This is a genomic window from Corynebacterium sp. (genome assembly GCF_030532325.1).
Taxonomy (GTDB): Bacteria; Actinomycetota; Actinomycetes; order Mycobacteriales; family Mycobacteriaceae; genus Corynebacterium.
Genome location: NZ_JAUNLS010000014.1, coordinates 1 through 14,699, shown reverse-complemented (window position 1 = coordinate 14,699; position 14,699 = coordinate 1). Strand labels below are relative to the sequence as shown.

Below are 14,699 nucleotides of genomic sequence, written 5' to 3'. Positions count from 1 at the left end.
GTACCAGCCAGCTCGGTACCAGCCCTATCACCGAGAACTAGGCAGAAACGAGGAAGGACAACCCATCATGAATACCAGCGCAATCCTGTTTCTCATCTTGTTCGTCGTGGTCATCTGGGGCGGGCTCATCGTGGCCAGCGCGATGCTCGCCCGCACCGATGATGACGTGACTGGCGAGCTTGGCAGTGCTCCCGGTACCGACGACGAAACCCTCTCCCACCGCGTGCACACCGCGGCGGAGAACATCATTTAGCGGATAGCCGCTTAAGCTATCTCGCTGAGGCTATCTCGGTTAGGCTATCTCGACCACCGTGCGGCCGTGGTGCTTGCCAGCGAGCAGCTTGCGGGCGGTCTCAGCGACATCCTCCAGCCGCACCGAGGTGGTAAACGAGGCGAGCTTATCCAGGTCCAGGTGATCGTCGAGAAGCTGCCAAGCCTGCTCACGCACCTCGCGCGGGGCATCGACGGAGTTGCCGCCGGCCAGCACGATGCCGCGCAAAATGAAGGGCAGCACGGAGGCAGGGAGATCGGATCCCGCCGCCATTCCGGTGGCCGCCACCACGCCGCCCCACTTGACCTGGGCCAGAACGTTGGCCAGGACGGTGGAGCCGGCGGTGTCAATGGCGCCGTCGTACAGCGCCTTTTGCAGCGGACGGCCGGTCTCAGACAGGGAGGCGCGGTCAATGACGTGGTCCGCGCCGAGCGAGTGGAGGTAGTCCGCCTGCGAGTCCACGCGGCCGGTGACCGCGGTGACCTCGTAGCCGGCGGACTTGAGCAGCTGCACCGCGATAGACCCCACGCCGCCGGTGGCACCGGTGACCAGCACGTGGCCCTCGGTGGTGCCGTGCTTGCGCAGCTGGTTCACGCAGATGGCCGCCGTGTAGCCGGCGGTGCCGATGGCCGCGGCCTGCTCGGCGGAGAAGCGCTCGGGTACCGGAATGGTGGACTCCGCGTTGACATTCTGGCGGGTGGTGTAGCCGCCGTGGCGGAACTCACCCAGCCCGTCGCCGCAGGCCACCACGAGCTGGCCGGGGTGCAGGCGCTCATCACTAGTCTCTAGGACGGTGCCCACCACGTCGATGCCCGGCACCAGGGGGTTGATGCGCATGACGCCCTTGTTGCCGTCAAGGGCCATGGCGTCCTTGTAGTTCAGGGAGGAGTGACTGACCTCCACCAGGGTGTCGCCTGGGCCGAGCAGGGGTTCCTCCTGCAGGGTATGGGTGATGCTCTCGCCGTCTGCGGCGTCTGTCTTGGTTACTACGAGTGTGCTCATGGCCACCATCGTACGCGGGCTGTGAAGCAGGGTTTTGCCAGCGTGCGGGCATGCCGATCTCAAGAAAGCGTTGTTAGCCTAGGGCTCATGTCACCTTCTCCTGTGAGCTCGCCGCGTACCGTCGCCGCCCATCCGCGCAACCGCCTGGGGTCTCTCCAGCGCCCCGCGGACGGGCTGCGCCTGCGCGCGCTGCTCGCGCTCATCCCCGTGCTTGCGGTGGTGGGGCTGCTCACCCTAGGCAAGCCCTTCATGGAGGTGCCGGGGCTAATCGACGGCCACGCGCACGCCGTGCGCAGCATCGACCTGCAGATGTTCAACGGCTTTGAGGATCCGCCCATCTGGTACGGCCCGTGGACCAACACCCTGGGTAACATCGCGCTCTTCATGCCGCTGGCGGCCACCCTGCTGGCGGCGGGACGCACGGGCAGCCGCCTGCGCTTTGGCGTGGGCGGGACGATCCTGCTGTGCGTGCTGCTCAGCGTGGGCATCGAGGTCACCCAGTACATCGGGGCGCTGGGGTTTAGCGATATCGATGACCTCGTGTTCAACTCCTTAGGAGCGGTGCTCGGCGCGGTGATGATGTCCCGGCTCGGCAGCCAGCGCCAGCGCAGCGTGGTGCGCTACTGCGGGCTGGGGGCCGCCGTGCTGGCCGCGGGGATCATCGCGGTGATTCTGCTCTAAGCAGCTGCGCGGCCTGCGCGGCCGCCTGCTTGGCAAAGGGCCCCACGCCCGCCAGCGTGGCCGAGCCCAGCCCGGCCCAGTTGCCGTAGCCCACGAGGAACAAGCCCTCCACGCGGGGAGTCCGCCCGCGCAGCACCGGCCGGAAGGGGCGCAGGCTGGGGCGGAAACCCGTGGCCCAGATGAGGTGATCCGCCGCCACCTCGTCAAGGCGATGAAACATCGGGGTGTGCCGCAGCAGGCCTTGGTCCCGGGCGGCGAGCACCGGCGGGACCATAACGATGTCTCCCAGAGGGTTTGTGTCGCTGTCTTCTTGCGGGCCGTCCTCAGCGGCGCTGTCTTCCGCCTGCGCCGTGTCGGTAGCATCCTGGCTGCCCCCGCGCATCTGCGCCACCACCTGGGTGCGCGTGCGCTGGAAGAGCACGCGTCCGTCCACGTCATCGGGCATCCACCGCGGCGGGTGGGTGGTGTACCACGTGGTTTCTACCCCGTTGAGCAGCAAGTCCGCGGCGATCTGCGCGCCGGAATTGGCCGCGCCCACCACCGCGACGGACTGGCCCGCAAAGGCCTGCGGTCCGGGATAGTCCACCGTGTGCCATTGCCGGCCGCGGAAGGTGCCGGGATAAAAGGGCACGAAGGGCGAGCTCCACGTGCCGGTGGCGGCGATGACGGTGCGGGCGCGGAAGGTTCCGGCGCTGCTGCGCACAAGGAAGCAGTGGCCGTCGTGCTCCACGGAGCGCACCGTCACCGGGCGGCGGATGGGCAGCTTGTAGCGCTCTTCGTAGCGGCTGAGAAAGCCCACCACGTGGCTCGCCGGCGGGAAGCCGGGGTAGTGGGGCATGGGCCAGCCGGGGAGGTTGGAACTGGCGGCGTCGCTAAACAGCGTGAGGGAATCCCAGGCGTGCTGCCAGGCCCCGCCGGGGGCGGCCTCCGCATCGAGGAGGAGAAAGTCCACCTTCTTCCGGCGCAGGTAGTAGCCGGTGGCCAGGCCGGACTGGCCGGCACCCACCACGATGCAGTCGAAGATCCGGGACGTGGCGTTCTGAGAGTCAGGCATAAGTGAAGGAGAAAAAGTTGAGGTTCGGTGAGGCGGCTAGATGAGCTTGCGTTCGCGGGCCTCGGTTACCGCCGCGGTGCGAGTATCCACGCCGAGCTTCTGATAGATGTGAATGAGGTGCGTCTTGACGGTGGCCTCGGAAATGAAGAGCTGCGCGGCAATTTGCTTGTTGGACTGCCCGGTGGCTAGGGCCTGCAGGATCTCCAGCTCGCGGGCGGACAGCGCCACCTGCGGCTGGCTGATGCGCTCGGCCAACAGGGCGGCCACCTCCGGGGCCAGGGTGCGCTTGCCCGCGGCGGTATCGAGTACCGCGGTGTGCAGGGTCTCCTCCGGGGCGTCCTTGAGCAGGTAGCCCAGGGCGCCGGCCTCCACGGCAGCGATGATATCGGCCTGCGTGTCATAGGTGGTGAGGATGAGCACCGGCGGGCCACCCAGCTCGCGCACGCGCCTGGTGGCCGCGATGCCATCGGTGCCGGGCATTTGGATGTCGCACACGAGGACGTCGACAAGCGGGGCGTCTTCCACAAAGAGCTTCTCCACGTCCGCGCCGGAGGAACCCTCGAGCACCACGGTGATATCCGGGAAGGCGTCGAGGATGGCGCGCAGCCCGGCGCGGACCACCGGGTGATCGTCGATGAGCATGACGTTAACCATCAGTGTTCCTTTCAGCTGGCGCTGCGGATGCGGCCGGGCGGGTGCGCGGAATCCGCACGGCTAGGGCCGTGCCCGCTGGGGAAGACTCTACCGTCACGGTGCCGCCCACACCGCCCACCCGCTGTTCCAGGCCGGTGAGCCCGAAGCCGCGGGGAGCGGAAATGCCCTGGCCGTCATCGACCACGTCGAGGGTGACCTCGTTGTCGAAGCAGCCTAGGGTGACCACCGTGCGCCGGGCGTGGGCGTGCTTGAGCACGTTGTTGAGCCCCTCCTGAGTCACGCGGTGCAGCACGTGGTTGAGCTCGGTGGGCACGCCCGCGGTGCCGGTGGTGGCCAACTCCACGGTGAGGTCCTGGCCCAGCGCCTGGGCGCGGGCGTTGGCCTCCTCCACCAGGGAGCGCAGGGTGGACTCCAGGTCCACGGAGGGGGCGGCTAGCTCGCGGACAAAACGGCGGGCCTCGGAGAGGTTATCGCGCGCCACCTGCTCGATGAGCTGCAGCTGCTCGTGGGCGCTGTCCAGCGTGGTGGACTTCCCGGCCGCCCGGGAGAGCAGCACGATGGAGGAGAGCCCCTGGGCCACGGTGTCATGAATCTCGCGGGAGAGGCGCTCGCGCTCCGCCAGGCGCCCGGCCTGGCGCTCGCTGGCGGCCAGCTCCGCCTGGGTCTCGCGCAGCTGCTGGGCAATCTCCGCGTGGTGTACGGCCTCCCAGTGCATGCGGCGCGCGGCGTAGTACACGCCCACCGCAAAGCAGGTGCCGATGAACGGGCCCACCGCCGCGGCCACCGTCCAGGACTGCGGGTGCAGCCAGGCGGGGATGAAGGCGGCCACCGCCCAGAGCACCACGCTGGCTATGATCCCCGGCCAGAAGGGCAGGGCGCGCACAAAGACAAAGATGAGCGGAAACTCCAGCCACATGAAGTCCTGGGCGTGGACCATCAGGCCCAGCCACAGCAGGCACAGCGCGCCCAGCCACGCGGTGGTCCACCCCTTGGAGGCGCGCGGCACCCAGCGCCCGGCGGCGTAGACGGCGGCCAGGCCCACCGCCAAGCCCAGCACACGGGCGTCGAGCCGCCCGTCCGCCCAGGCGCGCAGCACACCGAATACCAGCAGGAACCCAAACATCAGGTGCAGTCCCCACTGCCAGAACTTTCTGCTCATCATCACGGGGATCCAGCCTAACGCCCCGGCCCGGCCCCGTGGGCACCTGCGCGGGCGGTGGAGGGCATATCAACCAGTTGGTTGATTCCAGGTTCAACTGGGCACCCGATTACTTTCTACGCCCTGGCCAGCAGGATAAAGACTATGTTCCTTGCACTGAGAGAAATCGCCACCGCCCGTGGGCGCTTTGCGCTCATCGGAGGCGTCGTTGGCCTTATTACGTTGTTGCTGGTGATGCTGTCCGGTCTGACTCAGGGGCTGTCCAAGCAGAACACCTCCGCCCTGGAGGCGCTTGCGCAGAAAACCCCCAACGTGACCTTCTCCACGGCGGATCCTTCCTTTACCGAATCCGAAATCCATGACGCGGACGTGCCGGCCGGCGCGCTGCCGCTGGGCACCTCGCAGACCAAGATGTCCGGCGCCGGCGGGGTAGCCGTGCTCGGCCTGCCCGCGGGCACCCCGATCCCCGGCAGCAGCACCCGCATCCCGGAAGGCGGCATGGTGCTCAGCCAGTCCCTGCACAGTGACCGCGTGGCTGCTGAGCTGGGCGGCCAGGAGCTGGCCATCCGCGGGGTGGTGCCGGATCTGCATTACTCCCACTCCCCGGTGGTGTGGGTGTCCACCCAGACCTGGCAGGCCGTCACCCACGCCCCCGCGGATGTGGTGGGCACGGCTGTGCTCAGTGCTGAGCCCACCGCGAGCTCCGTTCCGATGAACAAGGCGCTGACCGGCCTGCCTGCCTACAGCTCTGAGCGCGGCTCGTTGTTGACCATGCAGGCCTTCCTCTACGGCATCTCCGCGCTGGTCACCATCGCTTTCTTGAGCATCTGGACTATCCAGCGCACCCGCGATCTCTCCATCCTGCGCGCCCTGGGTGCCTCGGTGCGCTACCTGCTTCGCGACGCCCTCTCCCAAGCCGCCATCATCCTCGCCGCCGGCGTGGGCCTCGGCGCGCTCGTGGGCTGGGGCTTAGGCCTGGCCGCCCAGTCCGCGGTGCCTTTTGAGGTCTCCGCCATGACCGTCCTCGTCCCCGCGCTGGGTATTTGGGTGCTGGGCATCCTCGGCGCGTTCATCGCCACCCGCCGCGTGGCATCCGTCAATCCGCTCGATGCATTGGGAGGCAATGCTTAACATGACCACCACGAAGACCAACACGGCACGCACGGCTGCACGCAGCACAACGAGCACCGCCGCACACCGCACGAGCAACACACCAAGCCTGTGTGTAGACAACGTCACCGTCACCTACCCGGACGGCAACCAGCGGGTCACCGCCTTGGACGGGGTCAGCCTCAACCTGTACCCCGGTGAGGTCTGCGCTGTGTTGGGCGAATCTGGCTCCGGCAAGTCCACCCTGCTTTCGGTGGCCGCGGGGCTTATCACCCCGGACTCGGGCACCGCCACCATGCGCGGTAGCCGCGGGCTCATCTTCCAGCAGGCCAACCTTCTGGCCTCGCTCACCGCCGAGGAGCAGCTGCTCATCGTGGACCACATCGAAGGCCGCAAGCCCCGCCCGCAGCGCGCCCGTGAGCTGCTAGAACTCGTGGGCCTGGGTGGCCTGGGCAAGCGCCGCATGAACCAGCTCTCCGGCGGCCAGCGCCAGCGAGTCAACATTGCGCGTGCACTCATGGGCCAGCCGGAGGTGCTCCTGGCGGATGAGCCCACCTCCGCGTTGGACTCTGCTCTCTCCAGGGAGATCGCCACCCTGCTGCGCGATGTCACCCAGCGTTTTGATACCGCCACCATGTTTGTCACCCACGATCGCAGCCTGCTCGACGTAGCTGACCGCGTGGTGGACGTGCGTGACGGCAAGGTCTACGAGGACGGGGAGCTCCTCTAAGACACCACCTAACCCTAAGACACCGCATAAGATGTAAAACCTTCTGCGGGGCGGTACATTATTGCCTCGTTATGATCTCTGTGCGCAAGGCTCGGGTCCGCCCGACGGACTATCCCCGTATGCAGCAGTGGAGCCCCCTCCACATCATGATGCTCGGCATCGCGATTGCTGCATGCGGGATTTTTATTGTCGCCGCCAAGCGCATCCGGGGTAGCAGCAAGGAAAAGTTCATCCGGACGATGGTGGGCTGGGTGCTCCTTGTGTTGGGCACGGCGTGGACCATCATCTCCCTAGACCCCAAGCAGTTCGACATCCGCGAGTCCCTCCCGCTGCACCTATGCGACGTCCTGCGCCCCATCCTGGCGCTGGGTCTTATCACCGGCAACGAGCACGCGCTGACGCTGAGCTACTACTGGGGCATCATCCTCAACCCGCAGGCCATCATCACCCCGGACGTCATCTACTACTTTGAGCCTCGCTGGCTGCGCTTTGTCACCTACTGGTTCTTCCACATCTCTGCCCTGGCGGTACCACTGGCCCTGACCTTTGGCCTGGGCTACCGCCCCACGTGGAAGGGCTACCGCTTCGCAGTGAAGGTAACACCGCTGTGGATGGCTACGGCGATGACCGTCAACGCCAAGACGGATGGCAACTACGGCTTTCTCAACCACGCGCCGGGCAGCCCCTCCATCATCAACCTTTTGGGCCCGTGGCCCTGGTACATCCTGAGTGAAACCGTGGCGGTGGCCGCCGCCTGGGCTGGACTGACCTGGCCCTGGCAGCGCCCACGCGTGCTGCGCGGCACCCGCCCGGTGGGCAAGCACGGCCTGCTGCGTAAGGCAATGGCTACCGGCAAGCGCCTGATGAGCACGTAGTGGCGTGACGAGGCTAACGTGCCATGGCCAGCAGCGTTGCCACGGCTTCCGGGATGGAGGCTGCGATGGACGAGGCCGAACAGATACCCATCCCCGCCGGCGTGCGCGCCGCTAGTGCTGCGGCGTGGGCGTGGATGGCCCCGGCGTGGAGGATCTCCATGATGTTGGCCACGCGCGTTTCATCCGCACTCACGCCACGCTTAGCGCCGTCGACCTCCACATCTTCCGTCCGCAGGGCCTCCACGCGGGCATAGCGCTGAGCCAGCACCGCGCCCAGGATTCCGGCGAGCACGTCACCGGAGCCAGGGGTGGCGGAATAGGAGTGCCCGGCGTCGAAGGCAAAGATGGGCTGGCCCGGGGCGGTGATACGGGTGATGCGCCCCTTGAGTAGGACGAAGCTGCCCAGCCGGGTGGCGAGCTCACTCAGGTAGCCCGCGTAGCCGCGCGCTGGGTCAAGCTCCTTGCCGCAGGCTGCCCGGTAGACGCGGGCAAACTCGCCCTCGTGCGGGGTGAGCACCGTAAACGGGTGGGCGTGGACCAGCTCCCGCAGGTGCTCGTGCTGGGCAAGCAAACTAAGCGCGTCTGCATCAATGACCACGGGGAGTGCCGCGGAACCGTCCTGCGGCCGCGCGGTGGTGCGCAAGATCGATTCCAGCTCGGCTGCCGCGTTCTCATCGGTGCCACGGCCGGGGCCCACCACGATGCACTGCGTGCGCCCGGCGGCGGCAATGTCCGGGTGAACCACAAGTTCTGGCAGCAGCGCGGTAATGGAGTTATCACCGATGAAGCGCACCATGGCCGGTGTGGTGCGCACCGCCGCGGTGGCGGACAAGATGCCAGCGCCCGGATAGGTGTGGCTACCGGCAGCGATGGTGACCACACCGCCGCTGTACTTATCGGAGCGAATCCCCGGGGTGGGATCCGCAATGGGGCCCGTGCACCCCACCGGCCGCGGGTGCGTGGCCTGGCCCAATTCCTGGGCATCCAGTTCCGTGCCACTCAGCCCGTGGCCGCCAAGAAATTCAGCCAGCGCGATGTCACCTTCTGGCCACTGAAAGCGCGCGGGCAACGTGGGCTCGTGGGCAATATAGGCAGCCGGGGCGAATGTCTGCTCCAGGTAACGCGCAAAGGAAGGCGCGCCGGGCAGGACGAGATCCGCCACCACAACCTCGCCGCACTCCGGGGCCAGCGCGTGGGCGGTGCGCGGCCAGCCGAAGGTGACGGTGACATCGGCCTGGATAGCGTCGCGGGCCACAGCACCAGTGTCAGCATCCACGCCGGTGGGCACGTCTACGGCCAGCACCGGGATGCGCTGCGTGTTGAACCCGCCTACTGCCAGTGCCTCGCCCTGCGCCTGCCGGTAGAGGGTCAGCGCGTCCCCGCTTACACCCCGCGCGGAGCCAAGCCCCGCGATGGCATCGATGAGAAGGGCGGTGTCCTCCGGCACCATGTCTCCTGTCAGAATCTCGCCGCCGGCGGCCACAAACGCCGCATGCGCTGCCTTGTGGTAGTGCTGGCCCAGCAGCGCGCTGACCGGATGACCTTTCGCTACCAGGAGCGCGCCGGCAAAGAGGCCATCGCCGCCATTGCCACCGGGCCCGGCCATAATCACCACACGTCCGGGCTGGGCAGCAGACGTCGATGCAGTAGACGTTGAGGCAGTAGACCTTGGTGGGGTAGACAGTGACGCAGCGAGCATCGTCTCCGCCGCGCTGGCTACCGCATGGGCAGCAAGCCGCATGAGCTGATCTGGCTCAGATTGCAGGCTGAGGAGGTGCTTTTCGGTGGCGCGGACATCAGAGACTCTAAAGGCAGGGCGCATGCTGCCCACCCTAGTCCTTGCTCTCGATCTATCGACGCATGATCGACTCATCGATCGACGCGGAAAACTAGCAGAAAACTAGCGCGCCTGGCAGGTGGGGCACCAGTAGAGGTTGCGTCCTTCCATCACCTTGTCCGCGATGGGGCTGCCGCACACATAACAGGGCAGACCTGCGCGCCGGTAGACGTAGACCTCACCGCCGTGATCATCCTTGCGGGGTGGGCGATTCATAGCTTCCGGGGTGTGCTCGGCGCGCACGGTGTCGATGCGGCCATGTTCCACGCCATAATCCATGAGCTCCACCAGGTCCGCCCAGATGCAGTCGAACTCCGCGCGGTCCAGCTCGTTGCCCGGCACAAACGGGGAGATTCCATGCCGGAAGAGGACTTCTGCACGGTAGATGTTGCCCACCCCGGCAAAGAGCTTCTGGTTCATGAACAAGGATCCGATACTGCGCCGTGAGCGATGCACCTTGGCCCACAACGCTGCCGGATCGGCGTCCTCACGTAAGGGATCCTGACCCACGCGGCGGAGTTTCTCCGCATATTCCTCCTCGGTGAGCAGAGTGCAGAACTGCGGCCCGCGTAGGTTCGCCGTGCGCTCGCCGTTATCAATGCGCACCCGGATCTGGCCCCACAAAGAATCCTGGGGTTCAAAGCGCAACGATCCGATAAGCCCCAGATGAATGTAGAGGATATGGCGCGGGTCCGAGGCCGTGAAGTGCACGAAGAGGTGCTTGCCAAAGGCCTCGGCGCGCTCAATCTGCGTGCCGTCCAGCAGCGCGGCCTCCGCCGCGAAGCGCCCCTGCGGGCTGGAAACTACAAGCGGCATCCCACGAAACGATGCGTTGAGCTCGCGGGCAAGGCGGTGGATGACGTGTCCCTCAGGCATGGGGATAGCTTAATGCGTTAGGCCGAGAGCGCATCAATTACGCAGAAGGCTGAGAATATACAGGGAACGCACAGGATAAAACGGCGCCAACGCGTCTCGCCATTCGTGGGAAAGCGAGATTTTCGGACGCGGCTTAAGGTTTTATTAAGTTTCCTCTCGCTGCCTGTACGTCTAAATATTCTTTATTTAAGCAGGTGACGCACGTTACCTTTCCCGGGCTCTTCACCCTCAAACGTGGTAGCAAAGGAGAATCCTGAAAGGATTTGCTCCGTTTTCTTAGGAATTCCCTTTCCTTTTTTCTAACTGTGTGTACAATCAGCAAGCGTTAAGGTCTCGTTTGGAATCCTTATCCGAATCTGATCTGACGCCAAGCTTTCGCTTCGGAGAAGCACCGCGTCTGTCCGCCAAGCCGACGAGTGGGATGGCTGCGACGCGCGCTGTCTGTCGATGTGGAAATTAATACTCAGCACCGGCACCGCAACGGCCGGTATCTCTCGTTGTTTGAAAGGACGCACTATGGCTAACGTACGAGGCCGCAAGGTCCGTCACGCCGGATCGGGTGCTTTCGCGCTCGGTTTTACCGACAGGATGAAGTCTGTCACCTCTGCTGCAGCAGTGATCGCACTTGCTGCCACCGGAACTGTGGCTGTGCAGTCGCAGGTTGCCCCCCTGGCACTAGCTGCATCTGAAGCAATTGAGTCGCCTGGAGTAGTTGATGGTAAGGGCGTTGTCTCGGGTGACGCTCAGTACATCTTCTGAGTTCCGACTGACTCCAACATTGCCAAGACGTTCCAGGATCGTTTTGAAAATGAGAAGGCTGCCGGCCTAACTGTTTATGCTCAGTGGTTTGAGGGCAAGAACGATACTTCTCGTATCGCATCTCCGGTTTATAAGACCACGGTTAATGAAGACGGCACCTGGGCCATCAACATGCGTCCTTTCGTCGATGGCGCAGGCAAGGTTCACACCTTCAACGGCTCTATTGGTGAACAGGAGCGCGTTCGCATTTGGGTTGAAGGCTACGATCGCAGTAAGTACCGACTTTTGTGGAACTACGGTCAAACCGTTGCCCCAGACACTACTACTAGCGTGATTGACACCACTGGTGGTGCCGCGTGGCAGTCCGCTGGTCGCTACCTGCGCAATGCCAGAATTGCTCTTGTTGAGCGTTCCAATACCGAACAGATGGTGGGCGATGCCAGCCAGTGGACTGAACGAAATCTGCTGACGAACAATGAGCACCAAGCTCTTGATAGCAACGCTGGCTTTGTGTCAGGAAAGATTTTCTGGAACTACCGTCAGGGCATCGGCGGCCTTCGCTGGCTCGATACTCTGGGTCCGAACAATCAGAACGATACCGCTGTCCCAGCTGGCGTCAAGGTCGTCGGTGCCTATCTCTCTGATGAAGCCGTAGCAGCTATCAAGAAGTACGCGGAAGACAATAAGGACTCCCTCTTCGGCGGAAACAGCCTTCGTTCTGGTGCGTGGAGCATCAAAAATGAGAAGGACTTGCAGGCCTGGATCCAGGAGCAGATTGCAAAGGATCCGTCTTGGATTGCTGAGAAGGTTGTTACCGAGACCAACGGTAACGGCGAGTACAAGATCCAGTTCAACGGTACCTGGGGTCGCAAGAACGGCCGACCGTCTCAGGTTCCGGCGGACCTGCAGGGCAAGGTAGCGGACAGCCCGACTAACGGTACTTGGCCTGACGGCCCTCTCAAGAAGGATGCAAAGCACGTAAACTTTGACTTCTTCTACGTTGGTCTTGCCGAGGATCCGGGCGAGATTGCTATCAACGAGCCGTTCCGCGGCAACTACTGGCTCGGTATCATGAACCAGTTTGATCCCACCCAGTCCACGGGTATGAACAATGAGTTCGATCCGCGCGCTTTTGCTTTCAGCAAGCTTGCAGTCACTCCTGGCAGCGCTGGCGCTCGAATCTTTGATTTCAACTTCGCCTTGTACCCGGACCATCTGCGGTTTGATGTCGTGGATTACAACACCACTGACAACTTCGCGGTTCCAGGTGATGAGGTAACTACCGAAACCTCCGGTCTGGCTTGGAACCCTGGTTATGGTCAGGCAACCTACGAGATCGTCTGGACCGATGATGCGGGTAACCAGATTGGCGAGCCTTGCACCGGCCTGCAGCCGGATGGCGTTGGTAAGCTGCCGGAATGCAAGCTAAAGGTGCCGGCGGATCTTGAGCGCAACACCACCTTCACGGCATCCTTGTATAACGTCGATAAGGATGGCAACAAGTACCTGCTTAATGCTGATTCCTTTACCGCTCAGGTGAACACCGCTGCTGAGCTGGAGGGCTCCTACAAGGAAACCTTCACCCAGCCGGGCGAAGAAGTTAAGTCTGAGGCACCGACGTTCGATAAGACCTCCACCAAGGACAAGGTCGAGACCGATAAGGCACCTACCGGAACCTCGTTCGCCATCGATAACAAGACTCTGCCGGAAGGCTGGACCGCGACCGTTGATCCGGAGACTGGCGTCGTTACGGCAACTAGCCCGGCTGACGCAGCGGAAGGAACCACCGTTTCCATTCCGGTCATCGTGACTTACCCGGACAAGACCATGGACGTCATTCAGGCTAAGTTCACCGTTGGTGAGCCGCCAGTTGAGGCGCCTACTGTCAACGCTGGTGAGGATCAGACCGTTGTAGAGCACAAGGACATTAAGCCGATTAAGCCTGAGGTGGAGAACCTGCCTGAGGGTGGATCTATCGACGTGACGGTTCCGGAGAACGTTGATGGCCTGAAGGTTGATGAGACGACGGGTGAGGTTACTGGTGCTCCGTCTATTACCGATTGGGGTAAGGATGAGGAGACCCGTGACGTTGAGATCAAGGTTGAGGTCAAGGATGAGAATGGCAAGGTTGTTGCTACCGATACCGTGACCGTGACCGTTCAGCGTGATACCGACAAGGACGGTACCCCGGACATCACCGATACCGATGATGACAACGACGGTTTCACTGATGAGCAGGAGAAGGAGGCTGGCACCGATCCGAAGGATCCGGACTCCAAGCCTCAGACTCCGACTGAGTCCACTGCGGATAAGCTGAACCCGGGTACGGGTACGGCTTCTGGTAATCCGGGTGATAAGGCTCCTGTTGAGCAGTCCGGCGATAAGATTCCGGCTGGTTCTACCGTAGTCAAGGATCCGGCTAAGGATGTCACCGGTACTGATGCTGATGGCAAGCCGGTGGAGACTGTTCCGGACTTTAGTGTTGAGGCAGACAAGGACGGCAACATCACCATTGACATCCCGGAGGATGCCACCCCTGGTGATTACACTGTTCCGGTTGAGGTGACTTACCCGGATGGGTCGAAGGACAACTTCGACATCAAGGTTTCTGTCACGGATCCGTCTTCGGATGCTGGTAAGTACGATCCGGCCTATGACGCCACTGACGTCAAGATTGGTGAGAAGGCTCAGACCAACAACCCGCTTGCTGGTACCGACGCCAAGCTTGCTGACAAGGATGCAGCGGTGCTGGATAAGGCAGCTGTGGATAAGGCCAAGGATTGGACCTTTACCACTGACGCTGATGGTGTGATTTCTGCGCAGGCTCCGACCATGGAGCAGCTTGCTGAGCAGTTCAAGGGTATTCAGCCTTCCGGTGACAAGCTGACTGTGGCTGATGTTGAGAAGGCTCTGGCTGATGTGGCAAAGCCGTCTATCCCGGTGACTATCACCTACGCTGATGGTTCTCACGAGATTGCTGGTGCTGACTTTGTCCTCAAGGGCAAGGATGGCAAGGACATTCTGGATCCGAATGGTGATGCCGACGGCGATGGTGTGACCAACAAGGACGAGATCGAAGGTGGCTCCAACCCGTTCGATGAGAACGATAAGCCTGCTGCCCCGAGCGAGAAGCCGAACTGGGATAACGGTACGGCTAAGCCGGGTGAGGAGACCACGCTGCCGAATACTGGTGGTGCGGTTGAGGATGGCACCAAGGTAGATGTTGAGGGTCCGGGTAAGGCTGAGATCGATGAGGATGGCAACCTGGTTGTCACCCCGAACGAGGATGCTAAGCCGGGTGACAAGATCACTGTGACGGTCACCGATAAGGATGGCAATGAGATCGACAAGGTCGAGATCACTGTTGAGGATCCGAATTCTGCCGAGAAGCCGAACTGGGATAACGGTACGGCTAAGCCGGGTGAGGAGACCACGCTGCCGAATACTGGTGGTGCGGTTGAGGATGGCACCAAGGTAGATGTTGAGGGTCCGGGTAAGGCTGAGATCGATGAGGATGGCAACCTGGTTGTCACCCCGAACGAGGATGCTAAGCCGGGTGACAAGATCACTGTGACGGTCACCGATAAGGATGACAATGAGATCGACAAGGTCGAGATCACCATTACCGAGCCGGGTAACGGTGGTTCTTCCGACGGCAAGGTTGACCTGGGTAAGTGCATCCCGGCTGCTG

At 63.2% G+C, this 14,699-nt stretch carries 13 protein-coding genes; 6 read left to right on the top strand and 7 right to left on the bottom strand.

Features of this window, described 5'->3' with window-relative positions; genetic code table 11:
- Positions 1–67 precede the first annotated feature (67 nt).
- Positions 68–253 (top strand): methionine/alanine import NSS transporter subunit MetS, encoded by a 186-nt coding sequence (metS, locus tag Q4E25_RS08310; protein ID WP_303156293.1) that lies wholly within the window; start codon positions 68–70, stop codon positions 251–253.
- A 39-nt stretch (positions 254–292) separates the two neighbouring features.
- Here the strand turns inward: metS and Q4E25_RS08305 are convergent, their stop codons facing one another.
- Complete coding sequence (locus Q4E25_RS08305) at positions 293–1,282, bottom strand: acryloyl-CoA reductase (protein WP_303156358.1); 990 nt, start codon at positions 1,280–1,282, stop codon at positions 293–295.
- A 78-nt stretch (positions 1,283–1,360) separates the two neighbouring features.
- Here Q4E25_RS08305 and Q4E25_RS08300 point away from each other — a divergent pair, with 78 nt between their 5' ends.
- Positions 1,361–1,954 carry a VanZ family protein gene (locus Q4E25_RS08300; protein ID WP_303156292.1) on the top strand — a complete coding sequence of 198 codons (594 nt, stop codon included), beginning with the start codon at positions 1,361–1,363 and terminating at the stop codon, positions 1,952–1,954.
- Here the strand turns inward: Q4E25_RS08300 and Q4E25_RS08295 are convergent.
- The 3 genes from Q4E25_RS08295 to Q4E25_RS08285 are packed head-to-tail and all read right to left on the bottom strand — an operon-like array spanning position 1,932 to position 4,824.
- Positions 1,932–3,008: an NAD(P)-binding domain-containing protein gene (locus tag Q4E25_RS08295; protein ID WP_303156291.1), complete on the bottom strand. Its 1,077-nt coding sequence runs from the start codon at positions 3,006–3,008 to the stop codon at positions 1,932–1,934. The two genes, Q4E25_RS08300 and Q4E25_RS08295, sit on opposite strands and share 23 nt — an antisense overlap.
- A 36-nt stretch (positions 3,009–3,044) precedes the next feature.
- A complete protein-coding gene (locus Q4E25_RS08290) occupies positions 3,045–3,662 on the bottom strand; it encodes a response regulator transcription factor (RefSeq protein ID WP_303156289.1) in 618 nt (205 codons plus the stop codon).
- Positions 3,655–4,824: a sensor histidine kinase gene (locus Q4E25_RS08285; RefSeq protein WP_303156357.1), complete on the bottom strand. Its 1,170-nt coding sequence runs from the start codon at positions 4,822–4,824 to the stop codon at positions 3,655–3,657. The genes Q4E25_RS08290 and Q4E25_RS08285 overlap by 8 nt, the downstream gene beginning before the upstream one ends.
- Before the next feature lie 141 nt (positions 4,825–4,965).
- On the opposite strand from Q4E25_RS08285, the gene Q4E25_RS08280 reads away from it, so the two are divergent.
- From Q4E25_RS08280 to Q4E25_RS08270, 3 genes are all read left to right on the top strand, one after another.
- A complete protein-coding gene (locus Q4E25_RS08280) occupies positions 4,966–5,952 on the top strand; it encodes an ABC transporter permease (protein ID WP_303156287.1) in 987 nt (328 codons plus the stop codon).
- Position 5,953: 1 nt separating this feature from the next.
- Positions 5,954–6,661 carry an ABC transporter ATP-binding protein gene (locus Q4E25_RS08275; protein ID WP_303156285.1) on the top strand — a complete coding sequence of 236 codons (708 nt, stop codon included), beginning with the start codon at positions 5,954–5,956 and terminating at the stop codon, positions 6,659–6,661.
- Positions 6,662–6,780: 119 nt separating this feature from the next.
- On the top strand, positions 6,781–7,536 hold the full coding sequence (locus tag Q4E25_RS08270) for a TIGR02206 family membrane protein (protein ID WP_303156281.1): 756 nt from the start codon (positions 6,781–6,783) through the stop codon (positions 7,534–7,536).
- Between the two features lie 13 nt (positions 7,537–7,549).
- Here the strand turns inward: Q4E25_RS08270 and Q4E25_RS08265 are convergent, their stop codons facing one another.
- The 3 genes from Q4E25_RS08265 to Q4E25_RS08255 form a co-directional block, all read right to left on the bottom strand.
- Positions 7,550–9,358 (bottom strand): bifunctional ADP-dependent NAD(P)H-hydrate dehydratase/NAD(P)H-hydrate epimerase, encoded by a 1,809-nt coding sequence (locus Q4E25_RS08265; protein ID WP_303156278.1) that lies wholly within the window; start codon positions 9,356–9,358, stop codon positions 7,550–7,552.
- Between the two features lie 78 nt (positions 9,359–9,436).
- The gene (locus tag Q4E25_RS08260; protein ID WP_303156276.1) at positions 9,437–10,249 is read right to left on the bottom strand and encodes an Fpg/Nei family DNA glycosylase; all 813 of its coding nucleotides are present in this window, start codon (positions 10,247–10,249) and stop codon (positions 9,437–9,439) included.
- An 825-nt stretch (positions 10,250–11,074) separates the two neighbouring features.
- Complete coding sequence (locus Q4E25_RS08255) at positions 11,075–11,491, bottom strand: hypothetical protein (protein WP_303156275.1); 417 nt, start codon at positions 11,489–11,491, stop codon at positions 11,075–11,077.
- Positions 11,492–11,518: 27 nt separating this feature from the next.
- On the opposite strand from Q4E25_RS08255, the gene Q4E25_RS08250 reads away from it, so the two are divergent.
- A partial coding sequence (locus tag Q4E25_RS08250) for a Rib/alpha-like domain-containing protein (RefSeq protein ID WP_303156272.1) occupies positions 11,519–14,699 on the top strand: 3,181 nt, incomplete at its 3' end.

Bases quoted from the DNA above. Each gene is read 5' to 3' on its own strand.
- Q4E25_RS08290 (WP_303156289.1), bottom strand. From the start codon at position 3,662: ATGGTTAACGTCATGCTCATCGACGATCACCCGGTGGTCCGCGCCGGG.
- Q4E25_RS08305 (WP_303156358.1), bottom strand. From the start codon at position 1,282: ATGGTGGCCATGAGCACACTCGTAGTAACCAAGACAGACGCCGCAGAC.
- Q4E25_RS08260 (WP_303156276.1), bottom strand. From the start codon at position 10,249: ATGCCTGAGGGACACGTCATCCACCGCCTTGCCCGCGAGCTCAACGCA.
- Q4E25_RS08295 (WP_303156291.1), bottom strand. From the start codon at position 3,008: ATGCCTGACTCTCAGAACGCCACGTCCCGGATCTTCGACTGCATCGTG.
- Q4E25_RS08300 (WP_303156292.1), top strand. From the start codon at position 1,361: ATGTCACCTTCTCCTGTGAGCTCGCCGCGTACCGTCGCCGCCCATCCG.
- Q4E25_RS08270 (WP_303156281.1), top strand. From the start codon at position 6,781: ATGCAGCAGTGGAGCCCCCTCCACATCATGATGCTCGGCATCGCGATT.
- Q4E25_RS08265 (WP_303156278.1), bottom strand. From the start codon at position 9,358: ATGCGCCCTGCCTTTAGAGTCTCTGATGTCCGCGCCACCGAAAAGCAC.
- Q4E25_RS08285 (WP_303156357.1), bottom strand. From the start codon at position 4,824: ATGATGAGCAGAAAGTTCTGGCAGTGGGGACTGCACCTGATGTTTGGG.
- Q4E25_RS08275 (WP_303156285.1), top strand. From the start codon at position 5,954: ATGACCACCACGAAGACCAACACGGCACGCACGGCTGCACGCAGCACA.
- Q4E25_RS08280 (WP_303156287.1), top strand. From the start codon at position 4,966: ATGTTCCTTGCACTGAGAGAAATCGCCACCGCCCGTGGGCGCTTTGCG.
- metS (WP_303156293.1), top strand. From the start codon at position 68: ATGAATACCAGCGCAATCCTGTTTCTCATCTTGTTCGTCGTGGTCATC.